Raw genomic sequence first — 21,624 nt, 5'->3', positions numbered from 1 at the left:
CATCATTTATAACGTTAATCGATGCGTCTGACTGTTCTTTGATTGGGTTGGTCTGGACAAGTAGTACCTAAGGATAAAATATGAAACGAGCTATTTTTGTGCTCAGCGCACTTACGCTTTCACTTATGGGATGTGGCGGCGGCGGTGGCAGTTCCTCAAAAAATGTTGTTCAAACGCCTCCTGCTGAAGAAAAACAAACTCTAACCATCAACGGTATTGCTACCGATGCCCCGTTAGCGGGTGCAGATGTCACATTAATGCTTGATGGGGTTGATACCGATATTTTGACGACTACGGATAATGACGGAAATTATTCAATTAAACTTGAATTCTTAAAAAGTGATTTGGATAAGTTTGTCAGCCTAAAAGCGATGGGTACCGGACCGCAAGCTACCGCAGGGTTGATCTCGTTAGTCGGTGAACTGGAAGAGCTGGTCGAAGATGCCGGAGCAGACGAAATTTTGGTCGCCAGCGAAAATTTCGCGGTTACGGTGAGTCATATTACAACTGCAAAGTATGGTTTACTTGTTGAAGCACATGAGAGCGAAGAGGTGCATTCGAAGGCTATACTCAAGCAGTATGCTGACAGTTTCTCGCAGCATAACATCCTTACTTTAGCGACGGCGATCAAAGTAGCTATCGATAAGGCAGGTAATAATCCCGAGCTAGCCCTGCCACCCGGGTTTGATCATACCCTGGAGCTTATGCGCTATAGCGAGGTGATGAACGAATACGTTAATTCCGTTCTGCTGAGTGACGAATTTAGTGAAGCGCAGAAAGAAACATTAGACGATCCCAGTATTTATGACAGTACGCTAACATTCCCTACCTCCTTCGAGCTGTATTTCGTAGATTTTGACGGTAATGATCAGGCCAACCACGCGTTTAAATTTAATGCTGATAATACTGGAAAATACCAGAACGTAGCATTTACCTGGGAACATAACGGCAGCACCATCGATATCGCATTTGCTGAACAAACCTACAAGGAAAACTTTATTTTTGAAGACAGTTCTCAGAAAAGTATCCGTCGTTTGACCGGTTTTAAAAATATTAACCTGAGAATAGTAAGCGAAACGGAAGAGACCCTTGGCTTGGCCGTGCAATATACTATCGAGTCTCAGTTTCCTGATCACCCCGAAAGAGACAGTGAACTACAGGAAACCTCAGCGCTGGTTACTGCTACCATGCAAACCTACCTCATTTCATTCGCAACGCCCAGTACGTTACACATCCCATTGGCGGATGCGGGTGAGCACAAAGGGTTGAGGCTCAATACTGATGAAGTCGATTATGATGTACTGGCTGACCGCTTCACCTTCAATGCTGACGGCACTGCAGTAGGTGAAGTAACAGGGATCACCGTTAGCTGGACGTTCGATGAAGATGCACTGGTTCTCGACTTTATCAGCAGTACCAATTCCTGGATCAGCGACTATGGTTTTCCATTCACTTCAATGGCGATACGGAAAGTCTCTAATGACAATTTTGTAGATAAAGTGCAGATCAGTTTCAACGACGCCAACGGTGAAGATGTTTTCGGTAATGTCTATCAGGCCAGTCTGAATGAAAAACAGGTCACCTGGAAGCCGGATGAAATCCCGGGAATTTATGCGTTTGAATTTGATTATGATGGCTCGCCATTGAATCAGCATTATTTTGTACTGCATGAAAATGGTGATGCCGATACCATTTACACTCAAGATCGCAACAAAGATGGCGCACTTGTGAAAGAGGAAGTAACCAGAGATTACGGGCGCTGGACACTTCAGGATAATCAGCTAATGATAACGCAAACGATGTTACGTGGCGGCGAGCGCAGTGAAGCGTGCAGAACGCCAGGTTTTCTTGCCGATCAGCAAGCATGCCTGCTGTACCACGAGCGTGAACTGGAACTGATTAATCAGCAAGATAATGCGTTTTTTCTGTTAAACAATGATCACGTCTATTTTGAAAATATCTATGGCGACATTGGGTCCACTGATGGTATACGCTGGGATCTTCGACGTTTGCACAAAACGCCCGAGGCGCCAGTGGATTTAACACACTTGTAAACGCGGATAAGCCCTTTGCATCATTTAGCTCACTTCCAATAAGCTAAGAATGCCGAGGGCGACTGTTCAGCTTCGTCATGCAGGCCATCACTGGCGTTTTTTGGCATATTGCCAGGCTCGTTGTGGCTAAGGGCGAAATTCCAACAGGGTTGGGCTTGCTACTTTTCTAATTAGTATTTATGCTGGCGTTCATCCGATATACGCTCGTATGCAGTTTAATACTTAGATTAAGTTGCTCAGCTATATATCCTCATGGTTTGATAAGCTATAGCTAATATTTTACTGCAATTTGTTGCGCAGGAAGTTTTCGGTCAATGAGTAGTTTGCACACATCGCTTGCCACTATACCCAATCGATATGCCTTTATCGATGCGGTCGACCGCTGTGCATCTGCTGACTCACATATTTCGTTAATGCTGATCGACGTGGTGCGCTTTTCTGATGTTACCACCAGTCTGGGGATTAAGGTAGGTGACCGTTTCCTGCTGGAAATTGCCAATCGTATCCGTTTTTTATTTGGTAACGAGGTTGAAATTGGCCGCATCAGTGGTGACGTTTTCGGGGTGATATTTACCGGCGAAAAAAACCAAACGCAATTGCGCGGCAGATTCGAGCGACTGGTTGAGCATTTTAAAACCCCAATGCACTACGATGACCACGCGTTTATTGCTGATTTCAATGTGGGTGTGGCAAGCGCCTCGACCCAAAACTTTAACCTGACAGCGTTTGTTTCTCGTGCCGAGACGGCACTTAAACAAGCGAAAGAAAATAAGTACGAAAATTACTATTTTATTAACGGTCACGAGAAGCCAGCCACAGGTAGAAGCCTCGCACTGAAAGCCGATTTGAAACGCGCGTTACAAAATGACGAGCTGGAGTTATATTTTCAGCCACAGGTAGACTTAGATTCGCTCAAAATTATTGGCGCTGAATGTTTGTTGCGCTGGAATCATCCGTTGGATGGGATCCTGTTTCCCGGGCCCTTAATTGAAGCGGCTGAGTCATACAACATGATGCAGGAACTGGCTTACTGGACATTTGATAAGGCATTTAACAGCGTAGCAGAATTAAATTCCAAAGGCATCGATATTATGATGTCGGTCAATATTTCGCCCACACAACTGTACGATAGTAAGCTTATTAATCACCTTAAATACCTCAGCCATTGCTATGGCGTCGATCTAAAACGGGTTGAATTCGAGCTTACTGAAGATATCGCGTTAACTAATTCATTGATGGTGAAAAAGCAGCTGTCGCAGTTGCGTCAATTGGGGGTGGGTATTTCGGTTGATGATTTTGGCAAGGGATATTCAAACTTAGCCTATATACGCGATCTCGACATCAATGCGTTAAAAATTGATAAAAGTTTTGTGCTGGAACTGTGTGATAACCCCATCAACCGGGCCATAATTGAAGCTGCCAGGGTAATAGGTAAAGCCAAACAGTGTGATGTTATTGCTGAAGGCATAGAGACCATAGAGCAACTCCACATCTTGCGCGATATTGGTCTGACGATGGGGCAGGGCTATCTGTTTTCAAAGGCCATCCCGTTAAACGAATTTATTGAACTAACCAATGAAGAAATTATCGTGGGTGACTCGCCATTGCGAAAGCGCCTGGGGTAACCAACCCGTACTTGCGTATCCTTTTTCTTTTTCATTTTGGCAATTCCCTGCGCTTACCGTTAAACTATCGCCATTACTTTTCTAGATGGATTAACGATGCAACGTCTGACTGAGACTGGAAAATTTCTGGAAATTTCCCGCCGCGAACCTGAACTTCTTAATACGACCACGTCCTTTACGCTAAAAAATGATACGCAGGTCGATGTTATCGCGCCGGGAATCATTCAGTTTTCGCCGCCGCTTGGTGCAGACTATTCTTGCAAGCATATTGTATTATCCAGTGGTGTCCATGGTAACGAGACAGCACCTATCGAAATATGTGATGACCTGGTTCAGCGTATCCTGACCAGTGAGTTGACGCTTAAGCACCGGGTGTTGTTTTTATTCGGGAATTTAGCGGCGATGGACATTGCTGAACGCTTTGTTGAAGAAAACATGAACCGTTTATTCAGTGGTGCGCATTCAGCGCCGCCGGGACTGGTGAATGACGAACGCAAGCGGGCGAAATTGCTGGAAGACTCGATTACCGCATTCTTTGCTGATGCAGGGCAGGGCGAAACTCGGATACATTACGACCTGCACACCGCCATACGGAAGTCAAAAAACGAGAAGTTCGCCGTTTATCCTTACCTGCATGAACGTACCCACAGCAAGTCTCAACTGGCCTTTATGGCAGCATGTGGGGTGAAGACCATCTTACTCTCAGAGAGCGCCACAACCACGTTCAGTTATTATTCATCGCATAAACATAATGCCCACGCTTTTACCGTTGAGCTTGGTCAGGTCAGGCCATTTGGTGAAAACGACATGAGCCGGTTCGAACAGGCAAAACAATCGTTAACCAGACTTATTACTGAAGAGGATTTTGCACCAGAATACCCTGAGAAAAATATGCTGATTTACCGGGTTAATCAGGTGATTAACCGTGAACATGAGAACTTTCAGTTGCATTTTGATGGCGATACGCCGAATTTTACCGACTATTCTGAAGGAACCGTGCTTGCGTCAGAGCCTGGCAAAATCTATAAGGCCCAACAGGATGGTGAAGCGATCGTGTTTCCCAATGCTAAAGTGGCGATCGGTCAACGTGCATTGTTAACGGTTGTTCCGACCGTGCTGGAAAAGTTTGATGTTTAGGCTGGATACCCGACTCGAACAAGACACTCTGGTGGTGGGTGACTTACCGCTTTGCCGCGTCCTGTTAATGAACGATAAGCAGTTTCCCTGGGTCATTCTGGTGCCCCGGCTTGCCAACGCCGTTGAGATTTGTCAACTCCACGCAAAAGACAGAGTGCAGTTGTGGGAAGAATCTCACCAGGTCAGCGAAGCTATGCTGGCATTGTTTTCGCCAGATAAGCTCAATGTTGCAGCACTAGGTAACGTCGTCAAACAACTGCATTTGCACCACGTTGCGCGTTTTGTTAATGATTGTGCATGGCCACAACCCATTTGGGGCAGGCAACCTGCAGTACCTTACTCATCAGAGCAGGCGTCAGTCCAATTAACACAGTTACGAAAAAAACTAAGCATGGAGGAGTAACTTTATGATTATTACCACTACCCCGAATATCGAGGGCAAAAAGATTGAGCAGTATTATGGAATTGTGGTGGGCGAAGCGGTTATGGGCGCAAATATTGTAAAAGACATTTTCGCTTCAATTAGAGACATCGTGGGCGGACGCTCAGGGTCTTATGAAGATGAGCTGACCAAGGCGCGTCAAATCGCTTTTACCGAGCTCACCAACGAAGCTCGGGGTATGGGCGCGAATGCCGTGGTTGGCGTAGATATCGACTATGAAGTGCTGGGTGACAAAGGTAGTATGTTAATGGTCAGTATCAGCGGCACAGCGGTTAAAGTGGTCGAAGCTTAACCCTCCACTAACTGCGCATACTTAATACCAATCAGATGGCCACACGACGATATCTACCAGGTATCGTCTTCATCCTTATCTTTTTGCGGTTTGGGTTTAAAATCTTTAGGGATTTTGAAACGAGCACTATAGCGTAACAGCATTACATTGCCTAACACCACACCAAACACCAGTAACACAATTAAAATTATCCAGCCAAGGCTCATAGCGTTCCCCGATTCAATACATAGCGTTCAAACAGTTCGTCCAATCGACGTATAATGGCATCTTTACCTCGAATGTCACTGTTAATCAGTACATCTTTCAGCGCTTGACGGTTTCTTACCTTTTCAAAATTGGATGCAGTCCGCTGATGACTCAGGTGCCAGGGCTCCTCAGCAACACCTCCTGTGTAAACCTCAAACGGCCTGAAAAAACCAAATTTACCGGCGTTTTCATTCAGCCAGCAAGCCAGCTCGTAACAGGGGCCCAGCTTTGCATATTCACTGACTACCAGCTCAAACTGCCAGTCACGTTGTTTTACCGAATCCCTATCGTAGACATCAAAATCGGTTCCCCAATGATGTCGACTCCCCCCGGGCAAAGCTGACCATGACAGAATAGCGTCAATTTTCTCATCTGCTGTCAGCTCAGCAGTATCAAGCAAATTGCCTTGCGTATCGTACAATGGCAATTCGCCCTCCCATTTTCTGTTCCAAATAGTAAGTTGGCGAGTAAATCCGCGGTAGCTGCTGACGAGCTGGCAATCCACGCCATCACTTCTGGCAGCTATTTGCATAGTTTTGAACGGTGTCACTACAGCCTGATGTAACTGGTGACGCTCATTCAGTCTGAGCAGGCGGGAGTGTGATAGCCCCAGCCATTCATCATCATTAATCATGCCAGCAACCTGACCAAAATGTGATAATACATCTGCGTTAGCAATTTTAGATCTTCTGCTTTAACGCACTCATTCACTTTGTGAATCGTGGCGTTTACCGGACCTAACTCAATTACCTGCGCTCCGGTAGGGGCGATGAAACGACCATCAGAGGTGCCACCAGCAGTACTTAGCTTAGTCTTTTTGCCCGTGACTTTAGCAATTGCAGCTTGCGCTGACTCAACCAGTTCACCACTACCCGTTAAAAATGGCTGGCCGTTGTGAGTCCACTTAATGTCGAATTCTAACCCATGATGATGCAGAATTTCGGTAACTCGCTTGATCAATTCGCTATCCGTTACTTCTGTGGAAAAGCGGAAGTTAAAACAAACGTGTAATTCACCTGGTATGACATTACCCGCACCGGTGCCAGCGTGTATATTAGAAATTTGAAAGCTGGTTGGTGGGAAAAAGGCATTGCCCTCATCCCACACAATCGATGCCAGCTCGGCCAACGCGGGGGTAGCAAGATGTACCGGATTTTTGGCCAGATGGGGATAAGCAACGTGGCCCTGGATACCTTTAATAATTAAATCACCCGTCAGTGAACCTCTGCGCCCATTTTTAATAACATCACCTACATTATCGGTACTGGACGGCTCGCCCACCAGACACCAGTCAATTTTTTCTTCACGGGCTTCCAGAGTGTCGATAACACGGGTGGTACCATTAATAAAGGGGCCTTCTTCATCACTGGTGATCAGAAATGCAATACTGCCTTTGTGATCAGGATAGTCGCGAACGAAGTTTCTGGTCGCGACTAACATGGCAGCAAGGCTTCCCTTCATATCCGCGGCGCCACGCCCATGGATGAACCCCGCTTTTTCAGTGGCGACAAAAGGCGGCGTGTCCCAGGCCGATTCCGGTCCACTTGGCACCACGTCAGTGTGACCAGCAAAACAGAATAGCGGTGCGTGGGAACCTTTACGCGACCACAAATTGGTCGTGTCTTCAAAGACCATCGTTTCATTTTCGAAACCCGATTCACTCAACCATTGCTGCATGAGTTGTTGACAACCGGCGTCTTCGGGAGTAACTGACGGCTTATTGATCAGTGCTTTAGTCAGTTCAATAACATCACTCATTCGTCAAAGGTGTCCTTAAACTGGGTGGCTGAAAAACCAATCAGGTATTGGCCTGCGTGCTCAACAATCGGGCGCTTTATCATTGCCGGGTTATCAGCTAACAGTGATAAGGCTTTTTCCTTGTCTATGTTTTGCCTATCACTGTCACTTAATTGTCTGAATGTCATGCCACGTTTGTTCAACATTTTTTCCCAGCCCAGATGGGGTTCGACGGTCTGCAACCATTCCAACGTGACGCCGTCTTTTCGATAGTCATGAAAATCGTAGCTGATTTGATGTTCTTCCAGCCATTTTTTTGTTTTTTTAATGGTGTCACAATTTGGAATACCAAAGATCGTTGTCATAGCGATGTCGTAAAAATATCTGTGTAAGTGTGGGATCAGTTTATCCTGCCCAAGTAACTGATGCAAAAAATGCAGCACTGCTTGCAAGCGTTACAGACCGCGCAAATTATTTTTCAGCAAATTTATTAAGGCAGTGCTGAGCAATATTATTTTTCGCATAATTATCATAGGGTTATTTTCGTTGCAGAAAAGCGGGCTAGCGGGGATAACCTAACCAAAATAAAGGCATGAACTGTGCAGCAACGTCGGGGACATGAATAAAATATAAGGAACTACTATGTCTATGGTTAGAACTGCAAGCGCCCAATATCAGCCGTTAGGTAAAGATGGTCAGGGGCACGTATCACTGGGTAGCGGCGTACTTTCTGAACAGCCTTACGGTTTCAACACCCGTTTTGAAGATAAGCAGGGCACTAATCCGGAAGAGTTGATTGCTGCTGCGCATGCAAGTTGTTATGCAATGGCGCTCTCCTTCGGTTTGGCAGAAGCTGGCTTTGAATCCGGCAAGTTGAATGTGGATGCCGCCGTCACATTGGAAAAAGATGGCGATGGGTTTACTGTTACTCAGTCAGCTCTGGTATTAAATGCAAAAGTAGATGGCATGGACGAAAAGGAATTTGAAGCCGTTGCCAATGATGCAAAGAACAACTGTCCTATATCAAAATTGCTTAACGCAGAAATTACCCTGGAATACAGTTTTCAAAACTAGCATAAGTGCATAATTGACATTAAGTATTGGTATTAACTGCCATGACGTAAAGCGACGTGCCTGAACGGGCATTCGTTTTATGTCTGTGCAGCTAACGGCTACCAATAAAGTGTAAATAGTGAATCTTCAAGGGCAACAACGTGTTTGCCCGTGGCAGGGACCAGGGCCCGGAGACTGGCACTCCCGCGCAGCGTAATGAAGCACAAAGGGTCAATACCCTTGGATTTCAGCCATACTGGGTTAACGTGCATCAATGGTTCACCAGCCTTGACGTGAGCTCCCTTGGTCACGCATTTCTGACACTTTTCTCCCATTAGGCGGTGGGCGGATGTGGTTATTTTTATTTGCAGCCTTAAGCCTGGAGCGATTTTCAGTGTAATGTCATAGCCTGTTTCAGGAAACGCGTCTACTTGTGCATTGAGTGGTGCAAACACGGTGTTGCCTGTTACGCGAACAGCGCATCCGTCTCCCAGCGCGCCACTGGTAAACAGCGCATTGGCGGCATCATCGGGATCGACTCGCGTGCCCGTTACCACAGATAAAATGGGCAGTTGATGGGAGGTTGTACCTGGTGCAACTGAGGCTAAGGGAAAAATAATCAGTACCTATTCGCTCTTATTCATTATTCAACATTTACGGTGTAACCCGCTTTACGAAGGGCACGAATAGCATCATTCAGTTTATTATTTTTTACCAGAAAAAAATCTGTTTCAAACGTAGAAACAATAAAAATACTGATTTTCGCTTTAGCAAGTACATCACCTATCTGCGCCATAATGCCAACCATGGATAATGCAAGCGGACCAATCAGTTCAAGTGCACGCCACTGTACGTCAGAGTCAAGTGATTCGACAGGTACGTTTGACGGTACAACGATGGATAGCTCTTCACTGGTTTTACCCAGAAAAAACAGCGGGCTTGATAATACTTCTTCAGGAATTGTCGCATCCGAGTCCAGACTATGTATTGTGAACTCCATAGGTAAAACGGCCAATGTCTGTTTTGACATATCATTCCTTTTTCTGGTGAATCAAAATCTTCGTTATTTCTGTTTTGACGACCCCATAGTTATCACCAGTTATCCACTTATTCTGTGGATAAGTTTGTTAAGTAGTATGGGGTTGATTTGTAACTTGCTGAAATGATTGAATTAAAATAGCTGATTATTCATTGTTCAATACAAGTGTATGTTACATTTCAACCATCTTTTTAAGCAGATGTCTATAATTATTGTAGAGTTTTTTTAGTTTTGTAGGTTATTGTTAGCCTTCTGGCACGAAAAAAGGAATCAAAAACATGTCAACAGAAACAGTCTCGTCCTGGCGCGATATAACGGTAAAAGACGCCGAATCTCTGGTAAGCTTTTATGAAAAAGTCATGGGGTGGACCGCCGAAGCCTGCAGTATGGGAGATTACGACGACTACATCATGAAAGACTCAAATGATAATGTCATCGGCGGAATTTGCCACGCCAGAGGGTCCAATGCATCGTATCCAACAGGTTGGATCCAGTATTTTACCGTGCCTGATCTAGCGGCATCACTTAACCATGCCGTGGCGAATGGCGGCGAACAAATAGGGCAGGTGCGTTCACACGGTGATGCACAGTTCTGTGTGATTAAAGATCCAAGTGGGGCCTACTGTGCGCTTTATCAAGCGGCTTAAAACAGTTGAATTGTCAAAGCGACCTGTTAAATTAGCCGACCCAATGAATTAAATAACGGGAAGGATAACGTTGGCAGCACCATTGGAAATCTACGCCGGGCCTTCGGCCCTGGCGACATTGAAACAACATGGATTTTACCCTCTACTCTTCAAGTATTTTCTCGGCGCATCAGGCGGACCGAAATGGTTTGTCCTGACGGGCCTGGATCGCGTTATTTTTCCCGAGTGGTTTCAGCGCCGGGGAGGTCAGGTTCATGTAATAGGGTCCTCCGCGGGTGCGTTTCGCGCAGCATGCTTTGTGCAGAACGATCCGCTAAAGGCAATCAATCGATTAGCTCACTGTTACGCAAATACTACGTACCCTAATAAAACCAACGAATTTGACATATCTAACAGTGCCAAACGAATAATCAACAATATGCTGGGTCGTGATGGCATTATGAACGTGTTGACGAATGAGCGCTTCAAACTGCATGTGTTTGTGGCCAGGTGCCACGGGATGATGGAAAATCAGGGTCGGTTAGCGCAATTAGGCGGATTGACGATGGCCGCCAGCGGGAACGCGATTAACCGACGTCACCTGCAACAACAATTTACCCGTTTTATTTTCTCAGCGCCGAAAAGCAGATTTGAGATTAATGATCCTTACGATCTAATGACTGAGCATCTTGAACTTGGCTATAACAATGTCAAAGACGTACTACTGGCTTCAGGCTCTATCCCTGTCATCATGCGAGGTGTGGAGCACATTGTGGATGCACCTGCAGGCGTGTATCGGGATGGAGGCATAATTGATTACCATTTTGACCTGAATTTTGGGCCTGAGCCTGGGCTGGTATTGTACCCTCATTTTTATCCACGACCTATTACCGGATGGTTTGATAAAGGGATGAAAGGCCGGTTACCCCATGCGAGTAGTTACGATAACACCGTAATGTTAGTGCCTTCAGCCGAGTTTATCGATTCGCTGCCATTTAAAAAAATCCCCGATCGCAAAGACTTTAAAAAGATGGATGATAAAACCCGCATAAATTATTGGGAAACTGTTATTCAGGAATCAGACAGATTGGGGGATTATTTCATGCAAATAACCGAAGACCAGTCAATTGTAGACCTGATCAAACCCCTGCCATTTGACTGTTTTCCAAGCGCAAAAAAGTCAAAACTGAGCGCCGTTTAAACAGTTAAACGGTTTCGTATTAAATTGTGCTTGCGTCACAGCGGGAGCATCGTTATTATACGCGCCGTTCCAACAACTCCCGTTGCCGGAACATCTGCAACAGATTTTAATGCGTCTATAGCTCAGTTGGTTAGAGCGCTACCTTGACATGGTAGAGGTCCCCTGTTCGAGTCAGGGTAGACGCACCATCTTCCACTTTTCAATCATGGTTTAAGTCGATTTCATCAATATTGCAGAACCAATGTAGTGCGCCCGATCGCCAAAAGCATCGCAATAACCGCTAGTAAATTTTTTTATCATTGATTGTCGTTTAATCAGCAGATTTAATCCTCGGTATTCACGTGCCTTGCCAGTTTTTACTGTTTATCGCTTTTTTATTTTATATTGATTATTTTTTAGCTGAATTTGTTTGCTGCTTTTTTAGCCAGTAGGGTGGGTGAGCATACATTAACCAGGGGAATCCTATGGCGTTACAAAAAGGCTATCGCACGCTCTTACAACAGGCAGCAAGTCAGGTTTCACCTGTTTCAGTCGACCAGGCGAGTCAGGGTATGTATAACCCCGACGTGGTACTTGTGGATATTCGCGATATCAGGGAATTAGAACAAGACGGACAGATTCCGGGGGCATTACATGCACCACGGGGTATGCTTGAGTTTTGGGTAGACCCACAGAGCCCTTATTTTAAACCGATTTTTGGCAAAGCGAAGTCGTTCATTCTGTATTGTGATTCAGGTTGGCGTTCAACGTTAGCCACTGCAACACTTCTGGAAATGGGCTTAACGTCAGTAAGCTACCTTGAGGGTGGTTTCAAGGGCTGGACGATGTCGGGTTTCCCGGTTGAACCTGTCGCCCGGGAAGCGCTGGTACTCAAATAGCAGGCCTGCATCAGGCCTAAAAAGCACTGCCAGGCTCATTCAAAAAAGCACTTTCCTCCTTGGACGACTCTCTGCCCAGCACAGCATTACGGTGAGGGTAGCGACCAAATCTGCGGATGATTTCGCGGTGCTGTTTTTCAAAATTTAAATGCATTTCCAGCCCTTCAGCAGCAAAAAGCTCCATTGCGATACCATGAATATGAAGTGACTCACTGTGCATAAAAGGCATGTAAAGGAATGCGCGCTGCTCACTACTTAGCAGCTTATCAATACCCAGGCTTATCGCTTCCTGCGATAGTGCCAGTGCCAGGGTATCATTGGCAAAGGCCCTGGCATCGTCGCGATAAATGTTTCTGGAGAACTGATCCAATACTATAATTTCGGCCAGTCGGCCGACGGGCGTCACGCGCCAGGGCCAGAGTTCACAGCGACTGGCCGCAGCATGAACGTGGCCATACCGCGTTTCGATCAATTTATCGACATTGCGATCTTTTTTAAACTTTTGCTCAGGAGAAAGTTCGTTAAACCAGAATGCTATCACACCCGATGCTTCTTCGATGGGAATACTTACTTTTTCAACCATATTCATTCATTTCCCAAAGTTACCAATTTCCAGCGCTGATGAATTTTTGTACCGCTGACTTTGTATTTGTAAAAAGATTAAATAGATCAATACTTTTGATACGTAGCTGAGATTTTGACGTAAATATATCTGATACGCCTGGCGGAAATAAGTTCACTGCACAGTTAAAAGGCAAGATTGCTTGCGCAATGTGACTAAGAGCAAATAGCTTAACCATTAAGGCATCGTTGTAGATAAGGGCCTGGAAGTTGCCAGTCAAAAAATAAGGGATGTGAATTGAACAATTTGACTGAGTTTGTAAAAGTAAAAGCACAAAACACGTTACTAACCGATGCATTCATCAACATTAAAGTGGGATTGCACGAGATTAGTATTTCCATATTAGAGCGTATCCCCAGTCTTGCATTAGGGGCGATTTTGTTACTCAGCCTGATTTTGCTGGCAGCGCCTTTATCCCGTTTAGTGCTTAAACCATTCAATTACGTTACCCAGAGTGATCTGATTCGGTCGGTATCGCGTCGCGCAGTTTCCCTGTTGATCATTTTGTTAGGGTGTTACCTGTTTTTAAAACTCGCTGGATTGACTGAGTTTGCTGTAGCGATCATCAGTGGAACGGGGGTATTGGGATTGATCCTTGGTTTTGCGTTTCGGGATATTGCAGAAAATTTTATTTCCAGTCTGCTGCTTACCGTGCAACGGCCATTTAAACTGGGTGATATCATCAACGTTAATGAGTATACCGGCGTGGTGCAAAAGGTTACCACCAGAGCGACGACACTTGTCGATTTTGATGGTAATCATATTCAAATTCCCAATGCGACCATCTACAAAGGGGTGATCAAAAATTTCACCACCAATCACAGGATGCGCGGAAGTTTTGTTATAGGCATAGGTTACGATAACGATGCAAAGTTAGCGCAACAGCTTGCAGGTAAGCTGCTTGCTGATCATCCCCACGTGCTGGACGAGCCTGAACCACAGGTGCTAGTTGACAGCCTGGGTTCTTCAACATTGAACCTGAAAGTTTATTTCTGGATAAATGTCGAAGTGGTCAGTGTGTTGAAAATGTCATCGGTGTTAATGCGCGACCTGGTGATTTTGTTCGACGACAATGGCATCAGCATGCCGGACGATGCGCGCGAAATTATTTTTCCTGAAGGTATTCATGTTACTCATTCGGATAAACCCGGACAAACTACAAAGGCCACCCAGCCCAAAGAAACTGACGTGATTTCGCGAGCGGTAGACGCGGCCAGGGCCAAAGCGCCCGCAAACGCTCTTGATGATGTAAGCAGCGAAGCCAATTCTATTCGCCAACAGGCGGCACAGACGACTGACCCTAAAAGTGGTGAAAATATACTGTAATTAGTTAGTGGCGGTAGCGACGTCAATACCACATTGTTTAAAGAAGCTTTGCCACATTTTGACGTGATCCTGCATGTGACTTTTATAGTCCGCAAAGCCAGCTTGCGTGTGTTTGCGGATGTAATCTTTGAACGGCATGCTTAAATAATCATTGTTTATCCAATTTAGCCACACCGGTTGCAGTTGATAGTGATAATGGTTTAGCTGGCTACCTACGGGTTGTATTCGTTGGATAAAAAATAATTGAAAGATATTGCGTAAGATCTCGGCCTTACTGAAATCGGTAGACTTGCTACAATCTAACGCTTCAAGTTTTGGCCGTATCACAGGCGTGATATTGGCTAGTTGCGTGGCTAGAACGGCCTGAGTTCGCCACAGTTTTGCCGGTAGTCTCGAAAGTTGTAAGGTTGCCAGGCTGGACTCGACTTCTTTATTCACCACTTCCAGTGGTTTATCTTTAAGCGAGTTTAAATACGAAAGCGCGATCACTGAATTCATGTCAGTGTGCTCTGTTGTATCCACTAATGTAGTATTGCTAACACTCAATGCAATTTTCACTTCATCGCTTTTTTGAATTAACAGCCCCCATAACGCTGAAAACTGTTCATTTTTTAAATCAAAAATGTCGCCAATTTTTCGCGACAGTGCAACGTCTGTCAGTGCCAGAGATATTTCGCAACGTTCGAGCAAGGTCAGTAATTTTGCCTCGTAAACGAACCGTTGAGACAAAGGCTGCACTTTGCCCAAAGTGGTGTTGCGTTGGGCAATCAATGATGACAACTCACAGTGGCTCAGTCGGCTGTAATCAATCAGGTTAATATTGGCTTCGGCAAAGTCTTCGGTATTGGCGGTAATTTTGGGAAACGTAAATTCAGTTCTGGGTACTGGTGTGATCACGTCGATATCAAGCACCCGTTGGAGACGCTGTTGATAATCTGTCAACGTTGTTTCCAGCGTGGGTTTGAAGCTACATGAGGTGAAACCTGCTAATGCGATGAGTAATAATTTAAGCCGTGGCATTGGATTGTACGCTTCTGCCCCCGTCAACGTAGAGCGTTTGTCCGGTGATGTAGTCGGCTTGAATAAGAAACTGCATGGCGTTCGCAATTGCTTCAGGCGTACCCAGCCTTTTTAGCGGAACTGTATTGATAAGCTGAGCTTTTTCATCGCTACTCATTTCACGTTCAGGCCATAAAATAGGGCCGGGGGCAATGGCATTAACGCGTACCGCCGGAGCTAGTTCCGTGGCAAGTGAGCGGGTCAGAGAACTTAGCGCTGACTTGGCTAAACAATACACCGAGTATGCCGGTAGCGGTCGATCAATGTGCATATCGGTCAAGTTGATGATGCATCCATTTTGGTGCTGCAAGGTTGCTTTTAGTGCCTGTGCCAGAAATAGTGCGCCTTTGACATTACTGCCAATCAGTTCGTCCCAGACCGTCTGATTAATTTCGCCCAACGGGGTAGGGTAAAAGGCGGAAGCGTTATTGATTAACACATCAACTTTTCCGAAGCATGCTAATGCCTGTGTTGCCATCGATTCAACTTCTTTAACATTACACAGATCAGCTTGCATAATTTCGGCAGAATCAGCACGCTTGGCGTTAAGCTGGGTTTTTAACGTTGCGGCGGCGTCACTCGACGCATGATAGTGCACAATTACACGGTATCCTGCCTCATGTAAGCTTGTGGCCATTGTTTTGCCAATACGTTTGGCCGCCCCGGTGATTAACGCTACGGGTGAATCGGTCATGCAGGTTCCTAATACTGGTGAAGAAATTGCTGAATAATAGACTGAGAGGATGACACATAATCGCCGCCGAATAAAAGGGCATGATTAAGCAAGTGATACAATTGATAAATTTGCTTGCGGGCCTCATAGCCAGGTTTAAGCGGTAGCTTGTTGTAGTAAGCGTTATAAAAATTGTCTTTGAATCGGCCAAACAGTTCAGTCATCGCAATATCTGTCTCCGCGTCACCGATATGGATGGCGGGGTCGAAAATCACCGGCCCTTGTTTGTTAAAGCCAATATTGCCCGACCACAAGTCACCGTGCACCAGTGCAGGCTGAGGTTTATGGTCGGAAAGGAAAATAAGTACGCGCTCAACCAGTTGGTCCGGGTTAATTATGCGAATATCTTTGCGCGCAAGCCGTTCCAGTATAGTTCCTATGCGCTGTTCAGCAAAAAAATGCGCCCAGCTTGCCCTTGGTGCGTTTGTTTGCAGGGTCGCACCAAGATAGTTAGATTGACCCCAACCAAAGTGTTGGCTCGGCGTAGTGGATTGATGCATGTCAGCCAGTTTTTCGCCAAAAGCCGACCATGCTGCATCGGTACCAGTCTGAAACTTGATATGTTGCAGCACCAGATAACGGACTGGAAACTCGTTTTTAGTGATCTCGCCAACGCATATAACGTTCGGGCACTCCAGCGTTTGTGTTTCGCGAATAGCCGCCAGCCCTTCGGCTTCCTGAGTAAACGCAATAAGCGGGAGAACTGTTGACGTTTTGACGAAATACCTATGCGTGTCATCCTTAACGATAAAGCAATCATGCGTGTCACCCCCTGCAACGCGATGGTAATTTTGTACTACAAAATCAATATGCGTTTGTTCACTGATATGTTCGCTTATGAAATGCCACATAGTTTGATGTTGTTATTGGTGAAAGATATTAGAAAAGTATGACAAAGATTGACTGCATTTCCAGCATGCCCAGCGTTAGTTTTAATGAATGTTAAGATATTCTGGAAATACCATTGCATAACGAAAGCTTACCGTTATAATCCGTTGTTCCCGGGCGTACTCGCCCGTACGTTTCGCAGTTAGCGGTAAATCAAATAGATAGAATACAAGTGGCACAGAGTAGGTGTCACCACTGTTAAGGAATTTTCATGCCTGTAATTACACTCCCTGACGGAAGTCAACGTGCATTCGACCACCCAGTTTCAGTACTCGATGTAGCCAAAGATATTGGTCCCGGTCTGGCCAAAGCCACCATCGCCGGAAGAGTGAATGGTGAGCGGGTTGACGCCGTTGATTTGATTGAGCACGATGCAAATTTACAAATTATAACTGCGAAAGATGATGACGGCCTGGAAATAATTCGCCATAGCTGTGCTCACCTGATAGGTCACGCCATAAAACAGCTTTGGCCCGATGCCAAGATGGCCATTGGACCAACCATCGACAATGGGTTTTATTACGATGTGGACATGGCGCACAGTCTGACTCAGGATGATTTGCAAAAGCTTGAAAAGCGCATGCTTGAGTTAGCTAAAACTGATTACGATGTGGTCAAGAAAAAGGTCAGCTGGGCAGAGGCGCGTGAAACCTTCGCACAGCGCGGAGAAACCTACAAGATTGAAATTCTTGATGAAAATATTAGTCAGGATGATCGTCCTGGGCTGTATCACCACGAAGAATACGTAGACATGTGTCGTGGTCCACACGTACCAAGCATGCGTTTTTGTCACCACTTCAAACTAATGAAAGTGGCCGGTGCCTATTGGCGCGGTGACAACGAGAACAAAATGCTGCAGCGCATCTACGGCACAGCATGGGCTGATAAGAAACAGCTGAAAGCCTATTTGAACCGTCTTGAAGAAGCGGAAAAGCGAGACCACCGTAAAATCGGCAAAGCATTAGATTTATTCCACTGGCAGGAAGAAGCGCCAGGCATGGTATTTTGGCATAACGATGGCTGGAGCATTTATACCGAGCTGGAAAAATTCGTACGCGGACTGTTACGCAAGTACAGTTATGATGAAGTCAAAGGGCCTTTAATGATGGACCGTTCGCTGTGGGAAAAGTCCGGTCATTGGGACAAGTACGCAGAGAACATGTTCACCACCGAGTCTGAGAAACGTGAGTATGCAATCAAGCCTATGAACTGTCCTGGTCACGTCCAGATCTTCAACCAGGGGCTGAAATCCTACCGTGATCTGCCGATAAGAATGGCTGAATTCGGTTGCTGTCACCGTAATGAACCCTCAGGTGCCTTGCACGGGTTGATGCGTGTACGGGGATTTACCCAGGATGACGCGCATGTTTTTTGTACCGAAGAACAGATTGAGGCGGAAGTGGGCAGTTGTATCGACATGGTTTACGAAGCTTATGAGACCTTTGGCTTTAAAAAGATTGCGGTTAAGTTGTCTACCCGTCCAGAAAAGCGAGTAGGCAGTGACGAGATATGGGATAAATCTGAAAAAGCCCTGGCTGACGTGTTGCATGACAAAAACATCGAATTTGCTTATTTACCTGGCGAAGGCGCTTTTTACGGACCTAAAATAGAGTTTACCTTGTACGATTGTCTCGACCGCGCCTGGCAGTGCGGTACGGTGCAGTTAGACTTCTCAATGCCAAACCGCCTAGGCTCTACGTACGTAGCTGAAGATGGGGAACGCAGAGTACCGGTGATGATACACCGAGCCATATTAGGGTCTATTGAGCGATTCATTGGTATTTTAACTGAAGAATTTGCTGGCTGGTTCCCACTTTGGTTAGCCCCGCAACAGGTCACGGTAATGAACATTACTGACAAACAAGCTGATTTTGTCAGAGAATGTGTACAAAAATTGCAAGATTCTGGCTTTAGAGCAAAGTCTGACTTGAGAAATGAGAAGATTGGCTTTAAAATCCGCGAGCATACTCTTAAACGAGTACCTTATATGCTGGTTATCGGTGATAAAGAAGTGGAAGCAGGCGAAGTTGCCGTGCGAACACGCAAAGGTGAAGACCTGGGTAAAATGTCACTGAATGCATTTATGGATAAAATTCAGCAGGAAATTGCTGAAAAATTGATTTAATATCTTAATCTGAAAATAGATTGAGATAAGTGGTATACTTGCTTTTACCACGACGGTGTCTGCAACCTGAAAGGATCGGGTTTTGGACGTTGAATATGAATTTTTGGAGGAATAGCACATTAAAGGCGCTAATAATAAGGCTCAGGGCGACAAAGCCCGCATTAACGATGAAATTAAAGTCAATGAAGTACGACTCATTGGTGTAGAAGGTGAACAGATTGGGGTAGTACCCATTTCAGACGCTTTGAAAAAGGCAGAGGAAGTCAATCTGGATCTGGTTGAAATTAGTCCGAATGCTGAGCCGCCAGTCTGTAAAGTTATGGACTATGGCAAATTCCTTTTCGAAAAAAGTAAGGCTCAGAAAGAGCAAAAGAAAAAGCAAAAGCAAATTCAGGTCAAGGAGATTAAATTTCGCCCTGGCACTGATGAAGGCGATTACCAGGTAAAACTGCGCAACCTGCGTCGCTTTCTGGAAGGCGGTGATAAAGCCAAAGTCACTATCCGCTTCCGCGGTCGTGAAATGGCGCACCAGGATATTGGTATCGATTTGCTAAATCGGGTTAAAGCCGAATTAGAGGACGTTGCTAACTGTGAGTCTTTCCCTAGAAGGGTAGAAGGCAGACAGATGATCATGGTGCTAGCCCCACTTAAGAAGTAGTTGTGGTCTAAAGTTTTCAGGATTCTGCAACCCTGAAACACCCTGCTGCAAATGTAACCGGTGAATGATGACTGCACATCACATAAGCCGAAATTAAACAATGCGGAGTTTTAGCAATGCCTAAAATGAAAAGTAACAGCGGAGCAGCCAAGCGCTTTAAAAAGACTGGCTCTGGTCGCTTTAAAAGCAAGCAGTCTCACCTGCGTCACATTCTGACGAAGAAGAGTACTAAACGTAAACGTCACCTACGTGGCAAGAAGCTGGTTCATGCTGCTGATACCAAATTGGTACAGCGTATGTTGCCATACGTTTAAGACGAGGAGACTGAATAATGGCTAGAGTAAAACGCGGTACCATCGCACGTGCCCGTCATAAAAAAGTATTAAAGCAAGCTAAAGGTTACTACGGTGCTCGTAGTCGCGTATATCGCGTTGCGGTGCAAGCTGTAACTAAAGCTGGTCAGTATGCTTACCGTGACCGTCGTCAGCGTAAACGTCAATTCCGCCAATTGTGGATTGCACGTATCAACGCGGCAGCACGTCACAATGGTATGTCATATAGCCGTTTTATCAACGGTTTGAAGAAAGCGTCTGTTGAAATTGATCGTAAGATCCTTGCCGACATCGCAGTACATGACAAAGCAGCATTCAGCGCATTAGTCGAAGCGGCTAAAGGCGCATTAGCTTAATTATTAACTAATTAAGTTTAAGTTCTTTCGGAAAACGGCGAGCCAGGATGGTTCGCCGTTTTTCGTTGTGACGGGGAAATAATTACAGAAAAATATCGAATATCTTGTTCAACAGGTAGCGATGGTCGCAGCCTGTCGTGTAAACTACGCTTTTTGAATTTTTAGGCTGACAATTAGCCGTTAGCATGCCAATCGGGGAAATCATGGAGCTTGAAGCAATTATCAATCAGGCCAAAGAGCAGATTGAAACTGCAAATGATGCAGCATCACTTGACCAGGTCAGGGTTGAGTTCATGGGTAAGAAAGGTAAACTTACCGATCTGTTAAAAGGGTTGGGTCGTTTATCGGCTGAAGAACGCCCGGCAGCGGGTCAGAAAATTAACCAGGCCAAACAGGAAATTCAGCAGGCAATTGGTGTCAAGGGTGATGCATTGCGTACGGCTGAAATGAACAAGAAATTAGCGGAAGAGGCGATCGACATCACCTTGCCAGGAAGGAGTGAGGTGGCGGGCAATCTGCATCCGGTAAGCCGCACGATTGAGCGCATCGAATCGTTCTTCTCTCAGTTAGGTTTTGCAGTTAAAAACGGTCCGGAAGTGGAAGATGGCTTCCATAACTTTGATGCCTTGAATATTCCTGCCAACCACCCAGCTCGTGCTGACCATGATACCTTTTACTTCAACCCTGACGTAATGTTACGCACGCAAACTTCAGGCGTGCAGATACGTACCATGGAAGTGGAAGCCCCCCCCCTGCGCATTATTTCTCCTGGCCGCGTATACCGAAATGATTACGATCAAACGCATACGCCCATGTTTCATCAGGTCGAAGGATTGATGGTGGATAAGAATGTCAGCTTCACAGAGTTAAAAGGGATTTTGCACGACTTCTTACACCATTTCTTCGAAGAGTCATTGGAGGTACGTTTCCGTCCATCTTATTTCCCCTTTACTGAGCCTTCGGCTGAGGTTGACGTGATGGGTAAAAATGGTCAGTGGCTGGAAGTACTGGGTTGTGGAATGGTGCATCCCAACGTACTTAAAGCTGTAAATATCGATCCGGAAGAGTACACCGGCTTTGCATTTGGTATGGGGGTAGAGCGCCTGACCATGCTTCGTTACGGCGTGACTGACCTGCGCGCTTTCTTCGAAAACGATCTACGTTTCCTCAAGCAATTCAACTAAAGGCAACAAGT

General features: G+C 45.6%; 25 protein-coding genes and 1 tRNA gene. 16 read left to right on the top strand and 10 right to left on the bottom strand.

From position 1 onward, the window contains the following. Positions 1 to 80 precede the first annotated feature (80 nt). From HCJ96_RS01955 to HCJ96_RS01935, 5 genes are all read left to right on the top strand, one after another. Positions 81 to 2,054 carry a carboxypeptidase-like regulatory domain-containing protein gene (locus HCJ96_RS01955; RefSeq protein WP_169209335.1) on the top strand — a complete coding sequence of 658 codons (1,974 nt, stop codon included), beginning with the start codon at positions 81 to 83 and terminating at the stop codon, positions 2,052 to 2,054. A gap of 314 nt (positions 2,055 to 2,368) precedes the next feature. After that, complete coding sequence (locus tag HCJ96_RS01950; RefSeq protein ID WP_169209334.1) at positions 2,369 to 3,679, top strand: putative bifunctional diguanylate cyclase/phosphodiesterase; 1,311 nt, start codon at positions 2,369 to 2,371, stop codon at positions 3,677 to 3,679. 96 nt (positions 3,680 to 3,775) lie between these two features. Beyond that, positions 3,776 to 4,816 (top strand): succinylglutamate desuccinylase, encoded by a 1,041-nt coding sequence (gene astE / locus HCJ96_RS01945; protein ID WP_169209333.1) that lies wholly within the window; start codon positions 3,776 to 3,778, stop codon positions 4,814 to 4,816. Beyond that, positions 4,809 to 5,219 carry an HIT domain-containing protein gene (locus HCJ96_RS01940; protein ID WP_169209332.1) on the top strand — a complete coding sequence of 137 codons (411 nt, stop codon included), beginning with the start codon at positions 4,809 to 4,811 and terminating at the stop codon, positions 5,217 to 5,219. The genes astE and HCJ96_RS01940 overlap by 8 nt, the downstream gene beginning before the upstream one ends. Positions 5,220 to 5,223: 4 nt before the next feature. Further along, a complete protein-coding gene (locus tag HCJ96_RS01935; protein WP_169209331.1) occupies positions 5,224 to 5,550 on the top strand; it encodes a heavy metal-binding domain-containing protein in 327 nt (108 codons plus the stop codon). A 53-nt stretch (positions 5,551 to 5,603) separates the two neighbouring features. On the opposite strand, the gene HCJ96_RS01930 is transcribed toward HCJ96_RS01935, so the two are convergent. Genes HCJ96_RS01930 through HCJ96_RS01915 form a run of 4 tightly spaced genes read right to left on the bottom strand, consistent with a single transcriptional unit; the run spans position 5,604 to position 7,898 of the window. Further along, positions 5,604 to 5,756: a DUF2897 family protein gene (locus tag HCJ96_RS01930; protein WP_169209330.1), complete on the bottom strand. Its 153-nt coding sequence runs from the start codon at positions 5,754 to 5,756 to the stop codon at positions 5,604 to 5,606. Further along, complete coding sequence (locus HCJ96_RS01925) at positions 5,753 to 6,430, bottom strand: M15 family metallopeptidase (protein WP_169209329.1); 678 nt, start codon at positions 6,428 to 6,430, stop codon at positions 5,753 to 5,755. Before HCJ96_RS01925 ends, HCJ96_RS01930 begins: the two co-directional genes overlap by 4 nt. After that, on the bottom strand, positions 6,427 to 7,554 hold the full coding sequence (gene dapE, locus HCJ96_RS01920) for a succinyl-diaminopimelate desuccinylase (protein WP_169209328.1): 1,128 nt from the start codon (positions 7,552 to 7,554) through the stop codon (positions 6,427 to 6,429). The genes HCJ96_RS01925 and dapE overlap by 4 nt, the downstream gene beginning before the upstream one ends. Next, on the bottom strand, positions 7,551 to 7,898 hold the full coding sequence (locus tag HCJ96_RS01915) for an ArsC family reductase (protein WP_169209469.1): 348 nt from the start codon (positions 7,896 to 7,898) through the stop codon (positions 7,551 to 7,553). Before HCJ96_RS01915 ends, dapE begins: the two co-directional genes overlap by 4 nt. A 277-nt stretch (positions 7,899 to 8,175) precedes the next feature. Between HCJ96_RS01915 and HCJ96_RS01910 the strand changes: the two genes are divergently transcribed. Continuing rightward, positions 8,176 to 8,607 (top strand): OsmC family protein, encoded by a 432-nt coding sequence (locus HCJ96_RS01910; RefSeq protein ID WP_169209327.1) that lies wholly within the window; start codon positions 8,176 to 8,178, stop codon positions 8,605 to 8,607. A 98-nt stretch (positions 8,608 to 8,705) separates the two neighbouring features. On the opposite strand, the gene HCJ96_RS01905 is transcribed toward HCJ96_RS01910, so the two are convergent. Together HCJ96_RS01905 and HCJ96_RS01900 are read right to left on the bottom strand one after the other, a co-directional pair. Next, on the bottom strand, positions 8,706 to 9,143 hold the full coding sequence (locus HCJ96_RS01905; protein ID WP_169209326.1) for a PTS glucose transporter subunit IIA: 438 nt from the start codon (positions 9,141 to 9,143) through the stop codon (positions 8,706 to 8,708). Between the two features lie 86 nt (positions 9,144 to 9,229). Then, the gene (locus HCJ96_RS01900) at positions 9,230 to 9,616 is read right to left on the bottom strand and encodes an ACT domain-containing protein (protein ID WP_169209325.1); all 387 of its coding nucleotides are present in this window, start codon (positions 9,614 to 9,616) and stop codon (positions 9,230 to 9,232) included. A gap of 287 nt (positions 9,617 to 9,903) precedes the next feature. On the opposite strand from HCJ96_RS01900, the gene HCJ96_RS01895 reads away from it, so the two are divergent. The 4 genes from HCJ96_RS01895 to HCJ96_RS01880 all read left to right on the top strand — a co-directional run bounded on the left by HCJ96_RS01895 (position 9,904) and on the right by HCJ96_RS01880 (position 12,330). Beyond that, positions 9,904 to 10,272: a VOC family protein gene (locus HCJ96_RS01895; RefSeq protein ID WP_169209324.1), complete on the top strand. Its 369-nt coding sequence runs from the start codon at positions 9,904 to 9,906 to the stop codon at positions 10,270 to 10,272. Between the two features lie 70 nt (positions 10,273 to 10,342). Next, entirely contained in the window at positions 10,343 to 11,452 is a 1,110-nt protein-coding gene (locus HCJ96_RS01890; protein WP_169209323.1) for a patatin-like phospholipase domain-containing protein, read from the top strand. A 111-nt stretch (positions 11,453 to 11,563) separates the two neighbouring features. Further along, positions 11,564 to 11,640: transfer RNA gene (locus HCJ96_RS01885), tRNA-Val, on the top strand. A gap of 276 nt (positions 11,641 to 11,916) precedes the next feature. After that, positions 11,917 to 12,330 (top strand): rhodanese-like domain-containing protein, encoded by a 414-nt coding sequence (locus HCJ96_RS01880; RefSeq protein ID WP_169209322.1) that lies wholly within the window; start codon positions 11,917 to 11,919, stop codon positions 12,328 to 12,330. A gap of 16 nt (positions 12,331 to 12,346) precedes the next feature. Here the strand turns inward: HCJ96_RS01880 and HCJ96_RS01875 are convergent, their stop codons facing one another. Continuing rightward, on the bottom strand, positions 12,347 to 12,913 hold the full coding sequence (locus tag HCJ96_RS01875; protein WP_169209468.1) for a DUF924 family protein: 567 nt from the start codon (positions 12,911 to 12,913) through the stop codon (positions 12,347 to 12,349). 276 nt (positions 12,914 to 13,189) lie between these two features. Between HCJ96_RS01875 and HCJ96_RS01870 the strand changes: the two genes are divergently transcribed. Further along, positions 13,190 to 14,278: a mechanosensitive ion channel family protein gene (locus HCJ96_RS01870; protein ID WP_169209321.1), complete on the top strand. Its 1,089-nt coding sequence runs from the start codon at positions 13,190 to 13,192 to the stop codon at positions 14,276 to 14,278. On the opposite strand, the gene HCJ96_RS01865 is transcribed toward HCJ96_RS01870, so the two are convergent. From HCJ96_RS01865 to HCJ96_RS01855, 3 genes are read right to left on the bottom strand one after another with little or no spacing between them, the layout of a single operon-like run. Continuing rightward, positions 14,279 to 15,298, bottom strand: coding sequence for a DUF3080 family protein (locus HCJ96_RS01865; RefSeq protein ID WP_169209320.1), 1,020 nt, complete (start codon positions 15,296 to 15,298; stop codon positions 14,279 to 14,281). Further along, positions 15,285 to 16,031 (bottom strand): pteridine reductase, encoded by a 747-nt coding sequence (locus HCJ96_RS01860; protein WP_169209319.1) that lies wholly within the window; start codon positions 16,029 to 16,031, stop codon positions 15,285 to 15,287. The genes HCJ96_RS01865 and HCJ96_RS01860 overlap by 14 nt, the downstream gene beginning before the upstream one ends. Before the next feature lie 8 nt (positions 16,032 to 16,039). Further along, on the bottom strand, positions 16,040 to 16,921 hold the full coding sequence (locus HCJ96_RS01855; protein ID WP_169209318.1) for a fructosamine kinase family protein: 882 nt from the start codon (positions 16,919 to 16,921) through the stop codon (positions 16,040 to 16,042). Between the two features lie 248 nt (positions 16,922 to 17,169). On the opposite strand from HCJ96_RS01855, the gene thrS reads away from it, so the two are divergent. The 5 genes from thrS to pheS all read left to right on the top strand — a co-directional run bounded on the left by thrS (position 17,170) and on the right by pheS (position 21,613). Continuing rightward, on the top strand, positions 17,170 to 19,083 hold the full coding sequence (gene thrS, locus HCJ96_RS01850; RefSeq protein ID WP_169209317.1) for a threonine--tRNA ligase: 1,914 nt from the start codon (positions 17,170 to 17,172) through the stop codon (positions 19,081 to 19,083). Positions 19,084 to 19,201: 118 nt separating this feature from the next. Further along, a complete protein-coding gene (gene infC / locus HCJ96_RS01845; RefSeq protein ID WP_169209467.1) occupies positions 19,202 to 19,741 on the top strand; it encodes a translation initiation factor IF-3 in 540 nt (179 codons plus the stop codon). A gap of 116 nt (positions 19,742 to 19,857) precedes the next feature. Then, complete coding sequence (gene rpmI / locus HCJ96_RS01840) at positions 19,858 to 20,055, top strand: 50S ribosomal protein L35 (protein ID WP_169209316.1); 198 nt, start codon at positions 19,858 to 19,860, stop codon at positions 20,053 to 20,055. A 17-nt stretch (positions 20,056 to 20,072) separates the two neighbouring features. After that, positions 20,073 to 20,429, top strand: a complete 357-nt coding sequence (gene rplT / locus HCJ96_RS01835) for a 50S ribosomal protein L20 (protein ID WP_169209315.1) — start codon at positions 20,073 to 20,075, stop codon at positions 20,427 to 20,429. A gap of 203 nt (positions 20,430 to 20,632) precedes the next feature. Next, on the top strand, positions 20,633 to 21,613 hold the full coding sequence (gene pheS, locus HCJ96_RS01830; protein WP_169209466.1) for a phenylalanine--tRNA ligase subunit alpha: 981 nt from the start codon (positions 20,633 to 20,635) through the stop codon (positions 21,611 to 21,613). Positions 21,614 to 21,624: the final 11 nt, after the last annotated feature.

This window comes from Alteromonas ponticola (assembly GCF_012911815.1).
Taxonomy (GTDB): domain Bacteria; phylum Pseudomonadota; class Gammaproteobacteria; order Enterobacterales; family Alteromonadaceae; genus Alteromonas; species Alteromonas ponticola.
This window is presented reverse-complemented; position numbering and strand designations above follow the sequence as displayed.